Below are 25158 nucleotides of genomic sequence, written 5' to 3'. Positions count from 1 at the left end.
GGCTTATTTTTAAAAAAAATGAGGATTAATGAGGGTTTATGCGGGCAGCATTATGACGAAAATATTCTTGGGGTAAGTTATCTTCGTACAATTTGATGCAATTATTGTAGTGAAATAATCACACGTAAAACCGATACCCGTATTTATCGTGAATAAATACGGGTACAAATTTTAATTTTTCTTCCTTAAGGTTATTACTAGCTCCTTTGGGGCAACAGGAGAGCTATATGGGAATCAATTGAAGTGGGGAACTTCCATGATACCTTATTTTACATTTTGTGGTATTTTACTACTCGTAAATTAATCTGGATTTGCGAGTATTTTATATAATTCGGCATTTGAAATATAGAACTGATTCTCTATACTAATTTGAGACAGTTTTGCACTTACCAGATTGTTCTCTCTGGAATTGATCAGAAAGATCGAACTTTCTCCAAACGAAAACAACTTTTCTTCTGAATTTAACATGGTGAGATAGTCCTGAACCAGATTATCTATTACCACTTTTTGTCTTTTCAAAGACGTGATTTCAGTTTGCTGTGCTTTTATTTTATTCTTAAGTTCCAGCCTTTGCTGTTCGATATCGAACTTTAAATCCTGAATTTTTAATTTGGCAATTTTAAGGCTTCCGCGTTCTTTTCTTAAGAAAATAGGAATGCTAAAATCGACATTAAATTTATAATCATCTGCATTGAAAGAATCAAAGTAAACAGGCTCAGAAATATAATTATAGCCTACGTTTATCTTTGGAAGCAACATATTAGCCTTGAGCTGTCTGCTTATTTCCAGCATCGATAGTTTCGTTTCTAAGGATTGTATTTTAGGATGCGATTCTAGTGATTCCACATTTACCAACATGGCATCTGTCTTTAATGTTTCTTCGAGTGTCTGAATCAGATTTTGTTCCGGTTTAACCACGTCGTCCAATTCTACAGGAACATTTTCTATCCATAAATAATTCGCCAGATTTAGTTTTGCCTTTGCTAACTTCAGATTTCCATTTTCTAAATTCAGCTCTCTGTTTCGAACTGTAATTTTGGCTTCGACGCTGTCAATTGCAGGAGAATCTCCCAATTCAATCAGTTTCTTTACTCCTTTAAAACGCGTACTGGCAAATCCCAGATAGTTTCTGTAAAGTTCTGCTTCGTTATAACTTTTTCTCCATTCAAAATAAGCTTCACTTGCTTTGTACAAAACGGCTATCGCTTTTAGTTTACGTTCGGCATCACTTAGTTTTATCTGAAGTTTTCCTTCTCGCACATCGGCCATTCGCTGGTTGATAAACATACCTTGCCCTAATGCTACGCTAAGCCCCAATGAGGTTAGACCTGCATTTGGTGTACGATTTTGCGGATTGTAATATTGACCGTCTGTATCGTCAAAACCTGCTTTTATTTCGATTCCGTACCATGTCGGAATTTTAAAACTGCTGTTTAATAACGAATAATATTCGGTTCCTTTAAATTCTTTTTTGTTGTAATCGACTTCAATTTTAGGATCAAATCCACCACGCGCCATCATCAGTTTTGCCTGTGCCGTACTTACTTCCAGATTTGCCTGTTTTACCAAGGGATGGTATTTTTTTACATATCCTAAAAACTCGCTGTAGCTTAACTCTTCCTGAATAAAATCCTGACTATATGAGGTGCAAAAACCAAAGAAAAACAAAAAAGAAAATACTACGTATTTCATATTATTTCTTCTCTTTTCCATTTGCTGCTTTTTCATCTGACTTATAATAATTTGGAGGGAAACCATTTAGGTTACGCCACATTTCATACCATACCGAAACGGTTTCTAATAAAGCGATACTTTGCGCACCGGCTCCTATACTAAGTTGTTTTGGCCATTCGTTATCGTGTCCATCAGGTGCTATAAGTATTCTGTATTTTCCATTCGGACTTATAAAGTTTTCGATCGCCACTACTTTACCTCCAAAAGTTCCATACGATAATCCCGGCCAGCCTGAAAATACAATTCTAGGCCATCCGTCAAACCAGACACGAACTCTTGCTCCGCGGTGTACCAACGGAAGATCAATTGGTTCTACGTAAGTTTCTACAGCAATATCATAGCTTTGCGGCATAATACTTATTACAGGAGTTCCTTCTTTTATCGTTTCTCCAAGACCAGCCAGCAAAGCTCTGTTTACGTATCCGCTTTGTGGTGCTGTAATGTAATACAACCCATTTCGAATACTGTAATTTACATACTGATTCTGCAATTTATTTACCTGCGCTTTTGTATCATATTGCGTGCTTAAAGCAGTAAATTTATCACTTCTTGATTTTGATATTTTTTCAGCATACTCCGCTGTAATACGATTTATTTCAACTTTAGCATTAATCAATTCATTTTTACTGCTTAGTAATTTATTTTGCTGTGTAATGATATAAGCCTCAGATTCCTGAAGTTTAAGCTTTTTTTGCTCTACATCAGTAAGCGGTTTTAAACCTTCGCTGTTTAGTGCTGTTGAACGGGTAAATTGTGTCTGTGCGATTCTTAACTGCGTTTTAATCGCTTCAAGATCCATACTGTCACTCTTAATTTTTAAATGCGCTTGTTTGATTTTATTTTGCGCCTGTTGCAATTTCAATTCTCTTTCTGTATTTAGCGACTGCGCCTGTACGTTTAGAGAACCTACTTTGTCTTCATAAGATTCTAATGCCATTTTTTTAGCATCTACCTGATCTTTTGTATTGCCTACAAGATTTGGATCGAAGTAATCTTCTTTAATCTCTGAAATAAAAAGAATCGTATCTCCTTTTTTGACGAAATCACCTTCTTTTACAAACCATTTTTCGATTCTTCCTGCAATTGCATTGTGCACCGTTTGTGGTCTTTGATCTGGTTTTAAAGTCGTTACAGAACCACTTCCTGAGATATTTTGTGTCCAGGGCAGAAATAAACAAGCCACGGCAAACAATAAAAATCCAATAATGATTTTGTTTAATATTTTATAATGTGGTCTTCTGGCAACATTGGTTATCGAAGTATATTGCCCGGGACTAATAATTATGTTGTTATCTTTAGATATGTTGAGCATGATTAAAGCTTTATGTCATTAGTAATTTTCCCATCATCAATCGTAATCATACGGTTGCATTTGTCCATCCAGATATCACTCTTAGAGGTAACAATTACAGTCCAGTTGTGTTCTTCAGAAAATAAAAAATCAACTATTTTTGAGGAAGTTAGTTCATCCATTTTATCAACAGGATCTTCCAGGAATAATATATTGGGTTTATTTACAACACTACGTGCCAACAATATTTTTTGAATATCAGACGCCGAAAGTTCTCCTCCATCGGGATGAATTTGATTTTCGAGTCCGTTTGGAAATGTTTTAATATAAGGTGTAAGACACACATTATCTAAAGCCCATTTTAACTCATCATTATTAATCGCTTTGTTTCCAAAAAGAATATTTTCTCTAATCGAACCTGCAAAAAGCCTATCGCCTTGTAAGTAAGTTCCTGACTGTGCTCTGTAAGCATCTTCGTCCAGACGATTCATATAGTTATCAGTCACATACATTGCACCGCTTTCCGGTTCTAAAAGTCCTGAAAGTAATCGCAGTAAAGTACTTTTTCCGGCACCGTTTGTTCCTCGTAATAATATTTTTTCGCCCTGATTTATTTTAAGGTCAATATTTTTAAGTGACTTTTTGTTGAAACCCGGATAATGGTATCCAAGACTTTCTGTTTCGATATTAATTCCTGCCTCAGTAACAGATGCCGTTTTTGGAATGCAAGAGATTTCTAAATCAGTTACCTGACCAATTTTTTCTACAGAAGTAAGTACGTCATAGAAAGATTCAAGTCCGAAGATGATTTTTTCTACAGAATTGATCAGAAGTACAATAACAATTTCTGCTGCCACAAATTGCCCTATATTCATTTGATGGTGAATTACTAAAAATCCTCCTATCGATAATAATGCTGCGGTAACAATAATTTTGAAAATAGTAAGCTGAATGTATTGTTTTTTCATTACCTGAAAATGTTTCTCACGGTAATTTACATATTCAGTTACATAGCCGTCATTTCTTTCTAAGGCATATTCAAAACTTCCTTTTTTACGGAAACTTTCACGGTTACGCGCTATTTCCTGAATCCATGCAGCTACTTTATATTTAAACTTCGATTCGTTAAGACTTGTTTCAAGTCCGTCTTTGTATGAAAATTTAAAGATTATATACAGAATCGCAATAAACAATAATCCGATTACGGTAAAGAAGGAATGATATAAAACCAATAATATAATTCCTAATCCAACTTGTAAAAAAGCGGTACAGAAATCCAGTAAAAGTTTCGCAGTTCCTTTTTGTACCATCAAAGTATCAAAAAATCGGTTTGCTTTTTCCGGAGCGTATTCAGAGTATAATTCTTTAAATTTAATTAAAGGCATTCTGTAAGCAAATTCAAATGACGATCGTACAAAAATGCGCTGTTGCAAATTCTCTACAATTCGCAATTGTAATATGGTAAGTACTCCTCCGAAACCTACGCCAATGGTAACCAGAATAACTAAAACAATCCAGGAAACACTTAGCTGACCGCTCTGAATAAAGTTAATAATCGCCTGAATTCCGAGTGGCAAAGAGAGGTTTACCAAACCGGCAAAAGCAGCGTAGAATATAATCTGATATACATCGCGCTTATCCAGCTTTAGTAAATTATAGAAACGTTTAAATGGTGTCATAAATTTATATATAAATACAAAATTAATAGATAGATGTTAACCTACGGTAAAAACCATAGTAAGATATTGCAGAATTTCTTCTAAAACTACAAAAAAAAACGTGTATTTATACGATAAATTCGGGAGGAGGTAAATGAATTTTACCGTGAAACCCAAATGAGAAGATGGGGTTATTGATATAGTTTTTTCCTTTAGACTCCATATAAAAGTATAAGCCAGGTAATGGAGTATCTAAAGGAATCAAGTAATCTAACAAAGGAATTCCCTTTGCAAGCTTAGCTGTCTTTGAGTCTTTTGTTTTGTAATCGTCAACTTCTTCCGGAATTGCATCACACTTAAATATTTTTTTAAGAAAATTGCAGGTCATTCCTTTGACAGTTTGCACCTCAGCATTATCATTTATAATTCTGCCAACACTATTGGAGATGTTCATACTGCTAATTAAAAAGTACCCAATTAGTAACGCCTGAAGGCATTTACATAAAAGACTATTTTTAATTCTATTCAGCATTTACTAAAAAATAAAAAAATTCACCACCTGTTAAATCATAAAAAGACTTGTAAAAAAATCAATTTCTAAAATTGAAAATCTTTAGTCTCAACGCTAATTTATTTTTAGTTCAAAAATGATATAAAAGGCTTGTATTAAAGGTCTCACCGATTGTGATTTTATCTCAAAAAATATTTGGCGGCAAGTTAAAACTAAATTAACTCCTCAACATTAGAATAACATTAGAATCCGATCAAAACAAAATTAAATATCTAGCAATCAATATGTTGTTATTTGTTAATATTTTGTTGTTTTTTACTTTTTCATGATAATTTTAAGTTTTTATAAAAAAAAAGAGACATTATTTTTTTCTGATTGTTCAGAGTTTAAAAACATCGAAAAACAATTATGCCTGTTAAAAAATTCATCGTTTTAAACAAAAAAAAGAATCTGTTCCTAAAATAGTTTAGAACAGATTCTTTTTGATTTCAGCTTACTTTTTTCGACCAATAAAAACCCAAGCTGAATTTATTATCTATTGCTAGATATTATTTTGAAGTTGAATACGAATACGGATAATTTTTTGTCGAAGTCCCTCTGTTTAAATTAGGTGAACTGCTCATGTTGAAGTTTAATTCTCCTCCCTTTAGCATCTCAAAATGATTGATGTAATTATCCGGATAATTTGAGTTATCCCATTTTACTTCGTTAACGTATTTATTTTCATCTGAATTCTCAGGCGCATTTACAACCAATTGTTTTCCGTTCTCTAATTTTAAAGTCACTTTTTTAAACAATGGCGCACCTAAAACATACTGATCTGTTGCAGGACAAACAGGATAAAATCCCATTGCAGAGAAAATGTACCAGGCAGAAGTTTGTCCGTTATCCTCGTCTCCACAATAACCATCCGGAGTAGGCTTATAAAAACGATTCATTACTTCTCTGGACCAAAATTGTGTTTTCCAAGGTTCACCTGCATAATTGTACAAATAGATCATGTGTTGAATTGGCTGGTTTCCGTGTGCGTATTGTCCCATATTCATGATCTGCATTTCGCGAATTTCATGAATAACGGAACCGTAATAACTTTCGTCGAAGATTGGAGGTGTTGTAAAAACAGCATCTAATTTGGCTGTAAACTTCTTTTCTCCACCCATCAAATCTATCAAACCTTGTATGTCATGAAAGACACTCCAGCTGTAATGCCAGCTATTGCCTTCTGTAAAAGCATCTCCCCATTTAAATGGATTAAAATCAGCCGGAAAACTTCCGTCCAGATTTTTACCGCTCATTAGACCAATTACAGGATTATACAGCTTTTTATAATTCATCATTCTCTTTTCGAACAACGCAATTTCTTTTTTAGGACGATTCAACGCTTTCGCTAATTTCCAGATCGCAAAATCATCGTAGGCATATTCCAGTGTTCTTGCCGCACTTTCGTCGATTTTTACATTATAAGGTACATATCCTAAACTGTTGTAATACGAAACTCCTTTTCTTCCCACTGCCTCCAATGGTCCTTCGTTATTAGCGCCATGAATCAAAGCATCATAAAGCGTGTTAATATCATAGCCACGTAATCCTTTTATAAAAGCATCTGAAACTACCGATGCCGAATTGTTCCCTACCATGACATTTCTAAAGCCCGGGCTTGACCATTCCGGCAGGAATCCGCCTTCTTTATAATCGTTGATTAAGCCTTCCTGCATTTCTGTGTTTATGGCTGGGTATACTAAATTTAGTAAAGGGTAAAGAGCTCGGAAAGTATCCCAAAAACCGGTTCCTGCAAACATATATCCCGGCAATACTTTTCCGTTGTACGGGCTGTAATGCACCGTTTCTCCTTTTTCGTTTATTTCGTATTGTTTTTGCGGAAAACAAGTGGCACGATACAAACAAGAATAGAATGTTTTTAACTGTTCTGTGCTTCCTCCTTCTACAGTAATTTTATCTAAGACTTTGCTCCATTCTTTTTTTGATGCTGCAACGGTTTCCTGAAAGGAAGTATTTCCTAACTCATTTTTCAAGTTCAGCTCAGCTTGTTCAGGACTAATGAAGGATGAAGCTACTTTTACATTTACTACTTCACCTTTTTTGGTTTTAAAAGTTACAACGGCACCTACGTGATTGCTTGTTCTTTCTAAATTATTTTTTTCTAAAGTTTTATCCTGCCAGGTATAATTAGCTAAAAAAGGTTTATCGAATTGTAATACGAAATAGTTTTTAAAATTCTTCGGAACACCACCGCTGTTTCGGGTTGTGTAGCCTATAATTTTATTTTCTGAAGGGATTATTTTGATGTATGAACCTCTATCAAAAGCATCAACTACAATTGAAGATTGTTCGTTCTCTGGAAATGTTATCTGAAAATGAGCTGCTCGCTCTGTGGTTGTAATTTCTGTTGTAACATCATAATCTGCCAGATAGACACTGTAATAATACGGTTTTGATACCTCAGCTTTATGACTAAACCAGCTGGAACGTTCTGTTTCGTCAAAAACTAATTTACCTGTTACGGGCATGATCGAAAATTGTCCGTAATCATTCATCCAAGGTGAAGGCTGATGTGTTTGTTTGAATCCTCTAATTTTTTCTGCTGTATAAACATACGCCCATCCATCACCCATTTTACCGGTTTGTGGCGTCCAGAAGTTCATTCCCCAAGGTCTGCAAATTGCGGGATAGGTATTTCCGTTAGAAAGATTGTGCAACGATTGTGTACCCATTAATGGATTGACATATTCTACAGGCTCCAAAACTTTGTCCTGTGCACTTGCAAAAACGCAACATTGTAATAATCCTAAAAAAAGTAAAGTCTTTATTTTCATACTTTCTGTTGTTATCCTAACAGGTTTTTAAAACCTGTTAGGTATTATTTTTCTAATTTTATACTACTTATACCTAATTGTAACTTATATTATACCTACTATTATATCTAACAGATTTTAAAAACCTGTTAGGAAACGTAACGTAACGATCCTACTACGTAAATTCAAAATCTAAAATCTAAAATCTACATTCTAAAATCTAAAATCAAAAAGGCCTGTCTTCTTTTTTAACTCCAAATGTTTTAGATGGCTTGCTTCCCATGTACAATTTCAATTCTCCGCCTTTTACAATCATATCATGTGTAATGTATGATTTGGTATACGGCTTTCCGTTATATTCTGCTTTTTGAATATACAGGTTTGTTTTACTGTTGTTTATTGCTTTCAACGTAAATGAAATACCTTCTTTATGATGGATTACTGCTGAATTTACAAGAGGACTTCCTAACACATATACTCCGTTTGCAGGATTAACAGAATAAAATCCCATCGCCGAAAAGTTGTACCAAGCTGACATTTGCCCTAAATCTTCATTTCCACACAATCCGTCCGGTTTTTCAGAATAAAACTTAGTATCGATATCCCGAATTAACTCGGCTGTTTTCCAAGGTTGTCCTGCATACGCATACAAGTACGGAATATGATGATTCGGTTCGTTTCCTTGTGCATATTGCCCAATTAAACCGCTAATATCCGGAGAAACATCTTCGCCTTCTACTTTATCTGTCAATAAGAAAAGAGCATCTAATTTGGCAAGAAACTTTTCTTCACTTCCAAACAATTCAATTAAACCATAAGGATCCTGAGGAACCAGCCACGTGTATTGCCATGCATTTCCTTCTACATAATCGTCTTTTCTATGCACAGAGGAAAGCGGATTGAAAGGTGTTCTCCAATTTCCGTCGGTCAATTTTCCACGCATAAAGGTGGTTTCTTTATCAAAGTATTGTTTGTACAAATTAGCTCTTTTTGAGAAATAATCGTAGTCTTCTGTTTTATTTAAAGCTTTTGCCATCAAGGCGATACAATAATCATCGATAGCATATTCTAAAGCGTTCCCTACAGATTCTACAACTTTATCTGCAGGAATATATTTGAGTTCCTGCACATAATCCATTCCGTCTCGCGTTTGCATGGCTGTCTTTTTGATGGCTTCGTATGCTAAGGCTGTGTCGTAATCGCGATATCCTTTTAAATAGGCATCTACAATAACAGCAATGGAGTGATTCCCATTCATCGTATTGGTTTCGTTCCCCATTAAATGCCAAACAGGTAATCTGCCTTGTTGCTGGTAAATGGCTAAAAAGGATTTTACAATATCATTAATTTTTTCCGGTTGTGTAATGGTGTACAAAGGATGCAAGGCGCGATAGGTATCCCAAAGTGAGAAAGTTGTATAATTGGTAAAGTCTGCTTTTTCGTAGACTTTTTTATCTGTTCCTCTGTAGTCTTTGTTTGCATCATTAAAAATAGATGGTGCAAACATGGTGTGATACAATGCTGTGTAAAAAACTTTCATTGTTTTTGCATCGGCTTCGATCTGAATTTTATTCAATTCGGCGTTCCATTTTGAAGTCGCTTCTTTTGCAACAGCATCAAAATCCCAATTTGGAATTTCAGCTTTTATATTTGCAGCAGCATTTTCTGAACTAACGGGAGATATACCAACTTTAACTAAAACCTGTTTATTCTTTAATGCTCCAAAATCAAGAACGGCTTTCATTTGAAGCCCTTCTCCTTCTGTTCCTTTTACAGCTGTTTTATCATCATAAAGTGATATGTTTGAAATTGGCTCTGAAAATTCCATTGTAAAATAAATACGCTGATCTGTAGCCCATCCCGTAGAGAAACGATATCCTGAAATTGTGGTTTCGTTTATTTTTTTAATGTATGTTTTTACTGGTTTATCCCATCCAATGCCATCTGCTAAGTCTAACAAAACATGTGCATCTGCGGCGGAATTAAAGGTGTATTTATGAAAACCAACTCTTTCGCTGGCTGTTAATTCTGCTTTGATTTTGTATTTATCCAGTACAACACTGTAGTAACCGGCTTTGCTTATTTCATTTTTATGAGAGAAGTAAGAACCGTAACCGTTTACCATATCTTCTTTTGTTCCCTTAAAAAGAGGTACTTTTCCGGTAACGGGTAATAGTAATATATCATTCAAATCTCCAATTCCAGTTCCGCTTAGGTGCGTGTGTGTAAAACCTAAGATGGTATTACTCGCATAATTGTAACCACTGCACCAATCCCATCCTTCAAAAATATTTACAGGTCCTAACTGAACTGCTCCAAAAGGAACATTGGCACCCACAAATACATGTCCGTGACCTGCAGAACCAATTAACGGATCTACATATTTGGTGTAATCTACGTTTGCTTGTTTGACTTTTTTTTGTTGTGAGATAACCGAATGATTAAAACACAGACTTAAGGCAAACACTCCGCTAATGACTATTTTATTCAATTTTATAAACATATTCTTTTTTTTTTGACTTGTATGATCAAAAAAGGGATCACACGAATTTAATCGATTTAAACGAGAACATAAAATTGTTGTGTCTCTATCAAATCATTGTATATTTAAGATGCATCTACAGTATTAAGATGCACAGCAGTGCATCTCTACATGATGTGCATTTCTACAAAAAACCTTAGAATCTCAGCAACTTAGAACCTTAGTCCCTTAAAAAAAATAAGCCAAACAGCAAACCAATAGCCGCCTGACTTATTTTAACCAACTTAAATATTACTTTTTATTTATCCCACCATATTCTGGTAGTCATTAAATCTAATCCCTGACGCTGAATTGCTTCTTTATAATTATCCGGATTAGTTAAAAGTTCTGACTGATCGTAAATTAATCTTCTCGGAATAGTTCCGTTTGTTTGTCCTAAAGGATCATTAACAGGCACTAAAACAGGAAATCCGGTTCTTCTGTATTCTGAAAATGCTTCGAAACCATTAAACAATAACAAAATCCATTTTTGCGTAATGATCTGCTCTATTTTTTCACTTTCTGTTCCGGCTGATTTAAAAGGATAGGTTGTGATATAGGTATTGTATTCTGTAGCTGAAACAGCTGGTACCTTATCTCCAAAAATCGTCAGAATGTCCATTGCTGCTTTTACTCCATTATCATAATATTGCTGTGCTGTTCCGCCCACATTCCAGTTTTTAACTGCTGCTTCTGCCAATATAAATTGTACCTCAGCATACGAAAGAATCAAAGTAGGCGCATCGTAACGCAATACGGTAGATGTGTTTGGATCTGAAAAAAGTTTCTTGTCTCCACCAGGAAATTCTTTTGCATCGTTAGCAAGACCTTGCTGGCTTGCCGGTGAATTATCGCCTGTAGATTCTATTTTAGCATAAATTCTCAAACGTGGATCGTTTGTGCTTTGTAGTAAATCAATATAGGTTTTACTGAATTTAATGTTTGAATCTCCTCCATTTAAATCATTTCTAACCCAGGCAGAAGTAATTGGATTGGTTTTTACTCCCGGAGGTCCTGCTTCATGCTCTAAAACCAAACTATCATCATTTGATGTAAATACACCTTTTGCAAATGCTTTTTCTACATATTCTTTTGCTTTTGGTTCATTTACTTTAGACAAACGCATGGCTACTCTAAGCATTAAAGAATTGGCTAGTTTTTTCCATCTTGCAACATCGCTTTGGTAATACAAATCGGCATTTCCTGCAAAAGGTTTTCCAGCATCCAGAGCATCTCCGGCTTCATCTAACTCTTTTAAAAGGTCATTGTAAATCGCTTCCTGAGTATCGTATTTAGGTGCAAATACATTTCCGTTATATCCTTGTCCTGCTTCAAAGTATGGAATATCTCCGTAAGTATCTGTCAATTTCTGAAACAGAAAAACTTTCATAATTCGGCATGCCTGGCGCATGTTAGAACTCTCCGGTGTGTCCGGAAGAACTGACATTAATTGAAAAATCTGATTCAATCCTTTACCATACGATTCTCCGAATAAAGCTCCTGAATATTCTGAAGAATAAGCGTATTTTGATCCGGCACCCGTTAATGCCGAAAAGTGCTGTACGATTTGTGCAGCGTAGATATTGTTTCCTCTGGTATTCGAAAAATCTTGTCCGTCTACATAAATTTCAGCCAGCGTAAACATCGAATTGATTGCAGGATCTGTCAATGCATTTGGATTCGTATTCATTTCTTCGAATCCTTTGTCGCATGATGCTACTGTCATGGCACTAACAATTGCGATACAAAATATTTTTATAAATTTATTTTTCATCTTTTTTTTATTAGAATTTGACATTAAGCGTTAAACCGTAGTTTCTTGTCAAAGGCATAGTTGCTCTTTCAAGTCCTTGAGCATTACTGTTTGAATAGTTTGACTCTGGATCGATGTTTGGCGTATTGCTGTAAATTGTCCATAAATTATGAGCAGAGAAAGCTAAACTGATGGATTGAAATGGGGTTTTCTCAATGTATTCTTTCGGAAAATTATACCCAAAAGAAACCGCTCTTAACTTTACAAAATCGGCATTGTAAACAAAATTTGAGGTTACATCGCTATAACTTCTCCAGTAATCATAAGCAGAAACAGTTGTGTTTACCGGATTTCCGTCTACATCTACTCCACTTACGGCCACTCCGGTTTCACGACCCTCAAGTGTAGTATCTGATAATCCGTAACGTGTTCCTAATTGGTTGGTAGCAGAATAAATATCGCCTCCAAATTTAGCATCTACAAAAACAGATAGTGTGAAGTTTTTATACGAGAAGTCATTTGTTAATCCCATTGAAGTTGGAGCAACACCCTGACCTGCAATAATTAAATCCCCTCTCATAAATCTTCCTTGCGAATCCAAAACAACTGTACCGTTAGCATCTCTTAAATAATCATAAGCCTTAATTACTCCAAAAGGCTGTCCTTTTTCTAAAACTACAGATGCTCTTGCGTCTCTGTTTCCTTCTAATGATTTGGTTGTAATTTTATCTGAAAGACTAATAACTTCACTATCATTATAAGCAATATTATAACCAACGCTCCAGGAGAAATTTGGCGTTTTTACTGCTTTTAAATTGATAGCAAATTCAACTCCCTGATTCAGAATTTCTCCCACGTTTATTTTAGTCGTTCTGTATCCTGAAGTTTGAGAAATATCAGCATCAGTAATATCATTTGTTGTTCTCTTGCTATAGAATGTTAAATCGGTACTTAATCTGTTATTGAAAAATGTATTTTCGAAACCAAACTCGATTGTACTTACGTTATATGGTTTTAAAAATTTGTTAGGAACTGTTTCTCCATTGATTCCTAAAATTGGCTGTCCCAGAGAATTTGTCTGCCCGTCCGGAGCAAGGTAAGTAAGCTGTAAAGCATAGGCTTCCGGTAAAGCACCTCCAACGTTACCCCAACCAGCTCTTAATTTACCGTATGTCATCCATTCCGGTAGTTTTAATACTTCTGAATAAATAAAACTCGTACTTACAGATGGATAAAACGTACTGTTGTTAGAAGGATCTAATGTAGAAAACCAATCCTCACGACCTGTTAAACTAAGATATAAGAAATCTTTGTATCCTAAATCTGCTGAATAAAAAAGAGAGTTTACTTCACTTTCTGAGAATATTTTTTCTGTTTTTTCAGGCGTTGTATTTCCGTAGAAATATTTAAAAGGTACGATGTAATTAACTCCTCTCATTTTGATACCGCTGTATCGGTTGTGCTGGCGGTTGGCTCCAACAAAAGCATCTAGCGAAAGATTGGTTGCCAAATCACCTTTGTATCCTAAATATCCTGAAGCATTTACCTCTGAACGGGTTTCAACTCTATTATCATAAGCTCCACCTATTGAATAGTTAATACCTGTTGGCTCTATTTCTGTTATTTCGTAATTGATATCATCGATACCCAGAACAGCTTTAGCATAAATTTTATCTGTAATGTTATAATTTACTTTTGCTGATCCTATAAAACGTTTTCTAAGATCATCATTAAGACCTTCCTGCGTTGCAAAATAAGGATTGGTATGGTATAAATTGGTCCCGAAATAATCTGCTTCTCCACCATTTTCATCATAAGCATTACGAAGTGATCTGATATCTGTTCCCGGTGTTAAAAAAGTAACAGGGAAAGAAGCATTCTTTGGCGAATCATTCAAATAAGGTCGGTTATGACTTTTCTCTGAAGCGTATTGCGCATTGGCTTCGATGCTTATTTTTTCGTTTACTGCTGAATTTAAACTTAACGAAACGTTATTTCTTCCAAAATTAGTTCCCGGCATGATCGATTCGTCTTTAGTATTTCCAAAAGACAATCTGAAGTTAGTACTTTCATTTCCTCCTGAAATAGCTAATGTATTACTGAATGAAAAACCTGTTCTGTAAAAGTTTTTAACATTATCTTTTCCGTATGCCTTGTAAGGTTGTGTCGATCCGTCGAGCGCCAAAGAAGGTGTTCCGTCATATTTATCTCCCCACGCAAAGTAGTAACTATCTCTAAATTCCTGTAAATTACCAAATCGTGTTGCAACACCTTCTACCGGTGCTCCGGCTCCGTATTGATCTTGCCATTTTAAAAGATTCATAGGAGTATTGAACGTAGAATTGGTACTAAAATCTACACCTAATCCTGTGTTGTTTCTTCCTTTTTTAGTAGTAATTAAAATAACACCGTTTGATCCTCTGTATCCGTAAAGCGCAGAAGCGGCACTACCTTTAAGAACCGAGATTGTAGCAATATCTTCCGGATTGAAAGAAGACATTCCATCCCCTTTATCAGCACCACCATACATTCCTGCATTTCCCTGCTGACTGTTATCGATCGGAATTCCATCGACTACATACAAAGGCTGGTTTAATCCAGAAGCTGATGTAGCTCCTCGAATAACCACACGGCTTGAACCTGATGGTCCTGAGGTTGGTGCAGAAACGTTAACTCCGGCAATTTTACCCTGAAGCGAATTTCCTAAGTTAACTTCTTTATTTTTTGTTAGTTCTTCTCCTTTAAGCTCTGCTACCGCATAACCTAAACTTTTCTTTTGTTTTTTTACACCAAAAGATGTTACTACCACATCTTTTAGTTCTTGTGCATCTTCTGCTAACTGCACCGTTACTTTTGTTTCTGTTTCCTGAAGTACTACTGATTTTGAGACAAAGCCCATAGAAGAGATTTTTAATGTAACCTTACCTTCCGGAACATTCATCTTAAACCGACCTTCAACATCTGTCATGGCGTTAAATGGTTTTCCCTGAACTTCTACTGATGCGGCAACAACTCCCTTGTTCTCCGCATCTGTTACTATGCCTGTTATTAATCGATTCTGCGCAACAGCTCCTAAACTGCTAAGCAACACCATTCCTAACACTGCTAATAATCGTTTCATAAGCATTTTTTTTGGTTATTTATTTTTGTTTTTGTTTGTTCTGCATACTTGGTTTTATAATTAAAAATTTCAGAATGCTGTACGACAGAACTTTTTTTTTGCACTCTGTAATCTATTTACTAAAACGATTTAGGAAAAAAGGGTAAAAAAAAACAAATCAATTTGTTTCCTTACTTTTTAGCTTTTCCTTTTATTTTTTTACTGATTCTCTTATAATTAATTTGCCTTTTTTTAAACTCTTTTCGATTTCAAAGCTTTCCGCATTTTTCATCTGACTTGCCAGTAAATGAATCGACTTGACTGCAATTTCTTTTATGGGCTGCGCTACTACGGTTATCATTGGCGTATGCAGTTTAAAACTTTCATGATCGTCAAAAACAATGACCGAAATATCTTCCGGTATTTTTACACCCATTCTTTTAAAAGCCTGAAGCCCGGTCAATCCCATATAGTTTGCTAAGAACAAAACGCCATCGATTGGTACATTTTTTTCAAAAAAACGAATTGCAGCGTCAGTTCTTATGTCCTCATCTATATTGTAATCCATTTTATAAACCAACGATTCCTTATAAATCTTTGCTTCTTTCAATGCATCTGTACATCCGTCTTGTCTTAATTTCATTTGCATCATGTCAGATGTATTGTTGACAACTGCAATATTCTTACATCCCTTATCGATCAAAAATTTAGTTGCCGAGTTTGATGCTTCATAATTATCCATCACCACATGACTTACTTCCTGTCCCGGAAAAAACCTGTCGATTAATACTACCGGTTTTTTTAATTTTAGAAGATGATCAATACTTTGTTCTAGATTCTTTGTTGGTGTAATAATAAAACCGTCAACATTGGCTTGCAGCAAACTATGAATTAACTCTTCAGAACATTTATCATCTCCTCCGGTACTGCAATAAAAAACTCTGTAATCGATACTCTTTGCTTCATCTTCGATTACTCTGGCAAGCTCTGCAAAAAACTGATTCGAAATGTCTTCGACAATTAAACCAATAGATCGAGTTTTGCCTGTTCTAAGGCTTGTAGCAATCATACTTGGTCTGTAATTAAGCTTTTTTGCTGCCTGCTGTACTTTTTTAATTACTGATGCACTAATTCCCATTTTCTCACCTTTTCCATTAACTACAAAAGATACTGTCGAAATAGATACCTGTGCCTCTGTAGCGATGTCTTTTATGGTAATCCTTTTCATTCAGTTGGGAAAGTTTTAGTAAATATGTAAGTGCTCTAACAAATGTATACAAAATATTTACTAAAACGATTTTTCAATTTTATTTTTGAATAATTATCATTTTTTAAACTAAAAAATTAATTATCATTAAACAATATCTTATTTTAAACAAAAATAATCCAATCAACCTTTTATAATAACAGATTTACTGTAAGAATATTATAAATTCTAAGTAAAATTTTAACTTTTTAACTTCGTCACATTACATAATTTTTAACTTTTAGAAAATGGCACAAAAAAAGTCCTGAAAACATTTCGTTCTCAGGACTTTATTAATCTAGATTGTAATTATTTATTCTATGGTAGTAGGAACAACAATTGTTTTGTCTTTTGATTTCGCTAATTTATCTACTCTCCATATTAGAAAGACGCTAAAAAAGGTAACAACAGCAATTACATAACCTAAAATATCATAGTTCTCTAATGGTGAAGTCTTTGTTTCCTGATGTACAATAAATCCTGCTGCTACCGCCGCTATTCCGCCCGCAATTTGTTGAAGAGATGCTGTTATCGCCATATATGCCCCGCGATCCTTCATATCGGGAATTGCAGTATTAAGTGTTGTTGCCGGAACCATACGGCTCATGATTCCCATAAACATAATCATAGTGAGCACTACAACTTGCCAAAGCGGAATTGGACCCAAATTGGTATAAACGATTACCATGATTATAGAAAGCAATGATCCTGCTGTAAACAATTTAAACTTGCTCACTTTATCACTCAGTTTTCCTATTATCGGCATGATAAATAGTACTGAAAGTCCGGTAAAGAAAAATACCATTGGCAGCTCCAGATGGCTTATATGAATATTATTTACCAGGAAAGCCGTTCCGAAAGGCTGTAGCATAAAACCTCCTACTGAAAGAAAAGCAATTGCCATAAAACCTATCTGATAATTCTTGTTGCTCAGTGTATCCCATAAATGCAGAAAAGCATTTTTATCTGATTGTAATTCTAAGTGTTTGTTTACGGGCTGCATTTGTGTAATAATGGCAATAAGAATAAATATTCCCAAAACGGCAATCATAATAAAAGAAGAATGCCAGCCCCAATGATTTGCAAAATACAAACCAACCGGAATTCCTAAAATCTGGCTGCTAGCATAGGCCATTTGTATGAATCCCATAACACGTCCGCGTTGTTGAATCATAAACAAATCCGTTACGATAGCCAATGAAACAGAACCAATTACACCTCCAAAAAGACCTGTTACAATTCTTGCCATAAGCAACGTTTCGTAACTGTTTGAAAGCGCACAAAAGAAGGTTCCTATTATAAATCCGGTATAAAAAAAGATCAGCAGTTTTTTTCTGTCAAATTTGTCAGCAAAACCAGCTGCTAATAACCCTGAAGCTCCGGCACTAAAAGCATAGGCAGAAACGGCAAAACCAAAATTTGCTGTGGTCATGTCCAGTGTTTTCATCAGTATATCGCCTAATGGAGAGATGACCATAAAGTCTAAAATTACCGTAAACTGCAACAGCGCAAGTATGGCAATTAATATTTTTTGATTCAATGTAAAAGCAGGAATCTGTATTGTATTTTTTTCCATATATAAATGTATTTTTTGTTAGTTCAGTTCCTGACACTGGTAACCAAACTGTTGAATTAAATTGATAATAGTTTCCGGAAGCAATGTTTCAGAAACAACACGAAGAACACAATCAACATCTTCACAATCAATACTCCATTCCAGAATATCTTTGTGATTGTCTAATGCATTTTTCATCTCGCAAACAGGATCTAGCTGTCTGATATTTGTTTTAAAAACATGTATGTAATGTAAATCTCTTTCCATGATTTCTAAGGTTTTAATCCTTTTATGGTTGCCTGAAAAGCATCCCTCATAATTTCTGTGGTAAGTTTAAATGGTTTTCCTCCCATACTCTTACCCTCCGTATGAAAGTTCAATAACGTATACAAAGGACCATAAGCAACACTCCAAAAAGCTTCAAAAGCCATTGGCGCCACATCTTTGTTTTCTATTGCATTATCGATAAACCTTTTCATAATAGCTCTAAAAGCCGAAAACTCTTCGATAGAATCTAATATTACTTCAGCATGTGGAGAATGCTTTACGATTTCAAAAAAGGCAACTTCTTTTGGATATAACATGGTAAAATGAGCCCGGTTTTCCCACTGTGTCCATAATCCTTCTGCAAATGACATTTCTGGCGAAAAGCCTTTTACAGTACCCGCAAAAAACTTTAGTGCAATCTTTGCGCCTATTTTTTGTATTAAATCGTCTTTGTCTTTGTAATAAATGTATAAAGTCGCTACAGAAACAGAACAAGCCTTAGCAAGCTTATTCATGCTAAAACCCTGAAAACCATCTCTAACGATTTGATCAATAGCATTTTCTATAACTAGATTTTCTTTATCAACATCTCTTACACGCATTCTATATTATTTTTCAGCAAAGATAAAATAATAAATGAATGAACGCTCTTTTATTTATTAATTATTTTTGAAAAATTTTAAATAAAGAAACTATTTTGCATAAAAAAAGCCAAATCTGAATAAGATTTGGCTTTTGATTTTTATGATTCGCAACTGCTGCAGCTCACAAGACTTGTAACAAGTTCTTTAGAGACACTTTGGCTACGCTGGTAGTACAAACTCTTGATTCCTAACTGCCACGCTTCAATTATAAGTCGATTTACTTCTTTGATTGCTAATTCTGCCGGAATGTTTAAGTTTAAACTTTGCCCCTGATCTACAAATTTTTGTCTGATCGCGGCTTGCTGTACGATTTCTAACTGACTGATTTCTTTAAAGGTTTTAAATACATCCTTTTCATGAGCACTTAACTGACTCATGTGCTGTACGCTTCCTCCGTTAAGCATGATTTCACGCCAAACCTCTTCGTTATCTAATCCTTTTTCTTCCAATAATTTTTTAAGGTATTTATTTTTACGCATAAAATTACCTTTACTTAATCCGGCTTTATAGTAATTACTACTAAAAGGCTCAATACCCGGCGAAGTTTGTCCTAAAATTGCCGAAGAAGATGTTGTAGGAGCAATTGCCATCGTAGTTGTATTACGTCTTCCGTATCCTTTTAGCAATTCCGGTTCACCATATATTCTGGCTAAATCCTGACTCGCTTTGTCTGCTTTCTCGCTAATGTTTTTAAAGATTTCTGTGGTCTTTAATTTGGCTTCCATTCCTTCAAACGGAATCATATTTTTTTGCAAATACGAATGCCATCCTAATACTCCAAGTCCTAATGCACGGTGTCTTTTAGCAAAACGATTGGCTGCTCCAAGATAATAATTGCCTTCTGTTTTTTCTATAAATTCCTGTAAAACGGCATCTAAAAAGAAGATTGCCAATTTTACCGCTTCTGTATCTTTCCACTCTTCATACAATTCCAGATTCATAGAAGAAAGGCAGCAAATAAAAGATTCATCAATATCTGACGGTAACATAATTTCGCTGCACAAGTTGCTTGCGTTGATGCGAAGATTTTGATCTTTATAAACTTGTGGTTTGTTCTTATTTACATTGTCACTAAAAAAGATGTATGGTAATCCTTTTTGCTGACGACTCTCTAATACTTTTGCCCACAATTGACGTTTTTCGTTATCTCCGTCGATCATTTCCTGCATCCAGTAATCCGGAACGCAAATTCCGCTAAACAAATTCTGGATTGGATTTCCGATACTTTTTATTTTCAGAAATTCTTCAATATCCGGATGATCGATATCTAAATAAGCTGCAAATGCGCCACGACGCACACCACCTTGCGAAATGGTATCCATTGCGGTATCAAAAAGCTTCATAAAACTTACTGCACCACTACTTTTTCCATTATCTGTAACGGCACTTCCTCTTTCACGCATTTCTCCAAAATAACCGGATGTTCCTCCTCCAATTTTGGTTTGCATGATTACTTCACCTAATTTATGTGTAATACCTTCGATCTTATCCGGCACGTGAACATTAAAACAAGAAATTGGCAATCCGCGCTCTGTTCCCATATTCGCCCAAACCGGAGAACTTATACTCATCCATCCGCGTTCGATCATTTCTACAAATGATTCTTTTAGTTCTGGTTTGTAAAGTCTTTTGGCTGCCGCTGTACAAATTCTGTCGATTGCGCCTTCGATAGTTTCTCCTTTTAAAAGGTATCCTCTATTTAAGATTTGTTCGCTTTCAGAATTTTTCCACCACATTTTATTATCATCTTCGCTCAACGGAAGTATTTTTGTTTCTATTGTATTCATTGTATTATATTGCAGATTAAAAAAGGTCGTTTGCCGTTATACTCTTATCGTGTTTCGTATATTCTACCGGTCGCTTTGCAAAGAAATCATCCAGACTGTTCGCAAAAACTTCTTCTTCAAACCAGGCCATTGCTTTGTAATCTTCCTGAGAAACATTAAATACGGCTGGAATATTTATTTGAACCAGACTTTCGTCTATTCTGAATTTCATAAAATTAACAAGGTCTTTTTTCTTGATGCTCTCTATTTCTCCGTCCTGAAAAATCCAGTCTAATATATCAGATTCTACACCAATTGAATCTTTAACGGTCTGTGTAACGACAGCCAATGTTTCTTCGTCAAAATAATCCGGAAACTCTTCGCGTATTTTATTGATGATGTAAATTCCACCATTAGCATGAATTTGTTCATCGATAGAAGTCCAGGCAATAATATTGCTTACATTTTTCATGTAGCCTTTGAATCTTGTAAAAGACAACAAAATAGCAAACTGACTAAATAAGGATACGTTTTCAATTAGAATGCTGAATAATATAAGCGATACTACATATTTTTTATTATCCTGTGATTTTGTATCCTGCAATACTTTCGAAAGATAATCTACACGCTTGCGAACTACCGGAATGTCCATTAACTTTTCGAATTCATCATTGTATCCCAAAACTTCAAGAAGACGCGAATAAGCCTCAGAATGTCTAAATTCACATTCCGCAAAGGTGCTTCCTAAACCGTTAAATTCCGGTTTTGGAAAATGCTCGTAGATGTTACCCCAAAAGCTTTTTACAGCAACTTCAATTTGTGCAATGGCTAAAAGACTGTTTTTAATGGCTGTTTTTTCAGCAGCATTTAAGTGAGAGTGAAAATCCTGCGTATCAGCAGTAAAATCGACCTCTGTATGTACCCAATAGGCTTTATTAATAGCTTCTGTGAATTGTAATACCTCAGGATATTCAAACGGCTTGTAATTTATTCTTTTATCGAAAATTGACATAGAAAGTAGTATTTAATTATTAAATAAACAGAAAGAAAACAGCCATTAAGAAGTATCGGTAACAGCTCTTTTACTAATACAAAATTAAACCACAAGTTTACTTTAGCACCGACTTTTGGTGTTAAAAAACGCTTCAATTATCAACAGGCAAAAGCGAGAAAAAACCTTGTCGATCTGATTTTTTTCAACAGGCACATAATATTTTATAACAATCAAAAAATCAGTTATTTATAACGATTAAAAATAAAGTTATCAACAGCATGAAGCGCTATTTTACGTTTTCCCTCAAAAAATAAGTTATCAACAGCTAAATCCAAAAATTAGCTATTTACTGATTAAATGAAGGTATTTACAATTTTAAAAAAAGCGGGGTTTATAAAAATTTACATCACTAGTTTTTTAAGTATTTGCAACTCTTTGTAAATCAAAAAATTAAAAACAAACTATTGATTTACATATACTTATAAAAAAACTTTTTATTTTTATTTCATTAAATTTTTATACTTAAATGGAATATTTTACAACGAATTAATCGTCCTTTTTGTTAAAAATTTTCTATGAATGCAAGTAAACCAATTCAAGAATATTAAAGAACGAAACTAAAAGTTCCATAGGAACGATCCATTTTAACCAGCTTTGTCTAAACATATATATGATATCGGCCGATCCTATGGATCTTTTTTTATCACCTAATTCGAAAACCAGATTAAAATCCGGTTCTACAATATTGGTCGAGCCTACGGCTCTTTATAAATAATGCTTAATTAAGTATGATTCTTAAAACATGAAAGATGTAATAACCCTATATTATTGCAAGTAAAATAATTTTAGACACATTAATGAACGAGACTAAAAGTTCCGTAGGAACGATATATTTTATAGCAACGGATTTTAATCCGTTGATTAAATAACGACCGCAGTAAATAAAGTTCCATAGGAACGATCCATTTTAGCCAGCTTTGTCTAAACATATATATATTAGAATATCGGCCATCCTATCGATCTTTTTTTTATCCTCTAATTCGAAAACCGGATTAAAATCCGGTTCTACAATATCGATCGAGCCTACGGCTCTTTACAAACAAAGCTTAATTGAGTATGCTTCTTAAAACATGAAAGATGTAATAACCCTATATTATTACAAGTAAAACAATTTTAGACACATTAATGAACGAGACTAAAAGTTCCGTAGGAACGATATATTTTAGAGCAACGGATTTTAATCCGTTGATTAAATAACGACCGCAGTAGCTAAAATTCCATAGCAACGATCCATTTTAGCCAGCTTTGTCTAAACATATATATTAGGATATCGGCCGATCCTATAGATCTTTTTTTTATCCTCTAATTCGAAAACCGGATTAAAATCCGGTTCTACAATATCGGTCGAGCCTACAGCTCTTTATAAATAAAGCCTAATCCTTTTTGATAAGGAATTTTAGTTTCACCGTAAGGAGGACAATATGCGAGGCAAATATTAATTTCCATTGAGTTTCTTAGCAAGAGATTAGCCTTCGAATTATGAACAAAAAAAACTCCCAATACATCGATCGGGAGTTTTTTAACAAATCTATTTCTCAAAAAAATAAAGACTGGTTTATTTTACTTTTGCTTAAGCTAAACCTCTGGTTAACCATCCTCTTTTGTTTGCCGTTATAATGGCATAAGGAGCAATCCAGAACAAAGCGAAGGTGTAAAAAACACTATATGAATATGCCCAGAACGATTCTGCTAAATTGTATCTTTTAGCATAAAAGAAAACCGGGAAACTTGACACTATAAGTATACCTAAAAGTGTTGAACTTAAAAATAATAATGGGTGTGTTGCTATTAGCACTAACATTACTACTAAAAATGGATACGTCATTACAAGTCTCAATGATTGGTTTACAAATAACAATCTTGCTCCAAATTTAGAATCTTTTCTAAAGTCTTTGAAAACGTATTTCGCCATCATTAAGTTCTCACGAACGTTACTTCTTCCCCATCTAATAAACATTTTATATAGTCCTGTATACTCTTCAGGAACATTAGTCAATACATACGCATTTCTTTGAAACAATACGTGGTATCCTTGTTTTAAGATCATATTTGTCATGGCACGGTCTTCTCCAATATCTGAAGGCTGTCCCATAAAAGTTTGGTTAATCCATTCTTCAAGACATCCAAAAACGGCAGTTTTACGGTAAGCTGCTGCTGCTCCAGGTGTACAAAGAACTGAACCTAACATACTTTCTGCAGAACGCATGAATTCAAAACTCATAACGAAACTTACATTTAGCATTTTTGGCAAAAGTGCTTTTTTACTGTTAAGGACATGAACGTTACCTGCAACGGCTCCACATTTTTCGTTAACCACAAACGGACTAACTAAATTTCTTAAAGTATCTGGTTTTACAATAGAATCACTATCTACAGTTACAAAAATTTCTCCTGTACCTAATTCGAAACCACGGTAAAGTGCATGACGTTTTCCTCTGTTTTCAGGTTGTTGAAAGATTGTTAAACGATCACCTAATTTTATTTTTGCTTGTTGCATCCAGTACCATGTATCATCTTTACTACCATCATCAATAGCAAGAAGCTGCATTTTTTGTTCTGGAAAATCACTGTCTGCTAAACTCATTAAAGTATCCCAAACCAATTTTCCTTCATTATAAGCAGGAACAATTACAGTACAGGTTGGCAATAATTCATCAGAAACTGATTCGATTGGTTTGTATTTAGAATACAGATATAGGTTATATAAAAATACTCCCATTTGAAAAAGGAATAATACTGATGATAAAATTAACAGCGGATATCCCCATGCTGAATTTAATCGGTCTATATGCAACTGATCAAAATCCGGTTTAAATGCATATACAAAATAAGCACCTGTGAACATTAAGATAAAAGTACCTATTAGTACTGTTAAACCTAATGGGCTGGCAACTCTTTTGTTTACCTTAGCTGCATTTGCTGTTTTACTATTTGTGCGAAAGATGGATTGACTTATTGACTTACCATTGCTAATCGCATCACTTGAAGAATAGAATTGTTTTGAGATGATTGTTTCGCTTTCCATATTGCAGTCTTAATTTGTTTTCTTTAGTTGGCTTTTATTTAAAATATTCTTCCTCTTTTCTCGTTATATATCTCTAATTCCAGAGACAAATGTTTCAAAATTAATCGTGGAAGTATTCTACACTATGGCAATTAGCAAGTGACGTGCCATTATCCTTTTTAATAGATAATCAAGCATTTACGGCATTTCAGTCAAAAATAGAGTGTGTAATTTTTTCACA

Annotated in this window: 15 protein-coding genes; all 15 read right to left on the bottom strand. The window is 34.6% G+C overall.

Annotation, left to right across the window (positions count from 1 at the left end):
• Positions 1–300 precede the first annotated feature (300 nt).
• The 15 genes from B0A66_RS07830 to B0A66_RS07760 all read right to left on the bottom strand — a co-directional run bounded on the left by B0A66_RS07830 (position 301) and on the right by B0A66_RS07760 (position 24938).
• Positions 301–1713: a TolC family protein gene (locus B0A66_RS07830; RefSeq protein WP_089049312.1), complete on the bottom strand. Its 1413-nt coding sequence runs from the start codon at positions 1711–1713 to the stop codon at positions 301–303.
• Positions 1694–3046: an HlyD family secretion protein gene (locus B0A66_RS07825; protein WP_089049296.1), complete on the bottom strand. Its 1353-nt coding sequence runs from the start codon at positions 3044–3046 to the stop codon at positions 1694–1696. Before B0A66_RS07825 ends, B0A66_RS07830 begins: the two co-directional genes overlap by 20 nt.
• Positions 3047–3048: 2 nt before the next feature.
• On the bottom strand, positions 3049–4704 hold the full coding sequence (locus B0A66_RS07820; protein ID WP_089049295.1) for a peptidase domain-containing ABC transporter: 1656 nt from the start codon (positions 4702–4704) through the stop codon (positions 3049–3051).
• Between the two features lie 106 nt (positions 4705–4810).
• Complete coding sequence (locus B0A66_RS07815) at positions 4811–5137, bottom strand: hypothetical protein (protein ID WP_244283410.1); 327 nt, start codon at positions 5135–5137, stop codon at positions 4811–4813.
• Between the two features lie 605 nt (positions 5138–5742).
• Entirely contained in the window at positions 5743–8028 is a 2286-nt protein-coding gene (locus B0A66_RS07810; RefSeq protein WP_089049293.1) for a GH92 family glycosyl hydrolase, read from the bottom strand.
• Positions 8029–8233: 205 nt separating this feature from the next.
• Positions 8234–10510, bottom strand: a complete 2277-nt coding sequence (locus B0A66_RS07805; RefSeq protein WP_089049292.1) for a GH92 family glycosyl hydrolase — start codon at positions 10508–10510, stop codon at positions 8234–8236.
• A 277-nt stretch (positions 10511–10787) separates the two neighbouring features.
• On the bottom strand, positions 10788–12302 hold the full coding sequence (locus B0A66_RS07800) for a SusD/RagB family nutrient-binding outer membrane lipoprotein (protein ID WP_089049311.1): 1515 nt from the start codon (positions 12300–12302) through the stop codon (positions 10788–10790).
• A 10-nt stretch (positions 12303–12312) separates the two neighbouring features.
• A complete protein-coding gene (locus B0A66_RS07795) occupies positions 12313–15402 on the bottom strand; it encodes a SusC/RagA family TonB-linked outer membrane protein (protein WP_244283409.1) in 3090 nt (1029 codons plus the stop codon).
• A 190-nt stretch (positions 15403–15592) separates the two neighbouring features.
• Positions 15593–16609, bottom strand: a complete 1017-nt coding sequence (locus tag B0A66_RS07790) for a LacI family DNA-binding transcriptional regulator (protein ID WP_089049290.1) — start codon at positions 16607–16609, stop codon at positions 15593–15595.
• 331 nt (positions 16610–16940) lie between these two features.
• Complete coding sequence (locus tag B0A66_RS07785) at positions 16941–18203, bottom strand: MFS transporter (RefSeq protein ID WP_089049289.1); 1263 nt, start codon at positions 18201–18203, stop codon at positions 16941–16943.
• Between the two features lie 18 nt (positions 18204–18221).
• Positions 18222–18449: a hypothetical protein gene (locus B0A66_RS07780; protein ID WP_089049288.1), complete on the bottom strand. Its 228-nt coding sequence runs from the start codon at positions 18447–18449 to the stop codon at positions 18222–18224.
• Positions 18450–18454: 5 nt separating this feature from the next.
• Positions 18455–19051 carry a TetR/AcrR family transcriptional regulator gene (locus tag B0A66_RS07775; RefSeq protein WP_089049287.1) on the bottom strand — a complete coding sequence of 199 codons (597 nt, stop codon included), beginning with the start codon at positions 19049–19051 and terminating at the stop codon, positions 18455–18457.
• Between the two features lie 140 nt (positions 19052–19191).
• On the bottom strand, positions 19192–20880 hold the full coding sequence (locus tag B0A66_RS07770) for a ribonucleoside-diphosphate reductase subunit alpha (RefSeq protein WP_089049286.1): 1689 nt from the start codon (positions 20878–20880) through the stop codon (positions 19192–19194).
• A gap of 16 nt (positions 20881–20896) precedes the next feature.
• Positions 20897–21871: a ribonucleotide-diphosphate reductase subunit beta gene (locus tag B0A66_RS07765; RefSeq protein ID WP_089049285.1), complete on the bottom strand. Its 975-nt coding sequence runs from the start codon at positions 21869–21871 to the stop codon at positions 20897–20899.
• Positions 21872–23483: 1612 nt separating this feature from the next.
• Positions 23484–24938 (bottom strand): glycosyltransferase, encoded by a 1455-nt coding sequence (locus B0A66_RS07760; RefSeq protein ID WP_089049284.1) that lies wholly within the window; start codon positions 24936–24938, stop codon positions 23484–23486.
• Positions 24939–25158: the final 220 nt, after the last annotated feature.

It is taken from the genome of Flavobacterium hercynium (genome assembly GCF_002217285.1).
Classification (GTDB): Bacteria; Bacteroidota; Bacteroidia; order Flavobacteriales; family Flavobacteriaceae; genus Flavobacterium; species Flavobacterium hercynium.
This window is presented reverse-complemented; position numbering and strand designations above follow the sequence as displayed.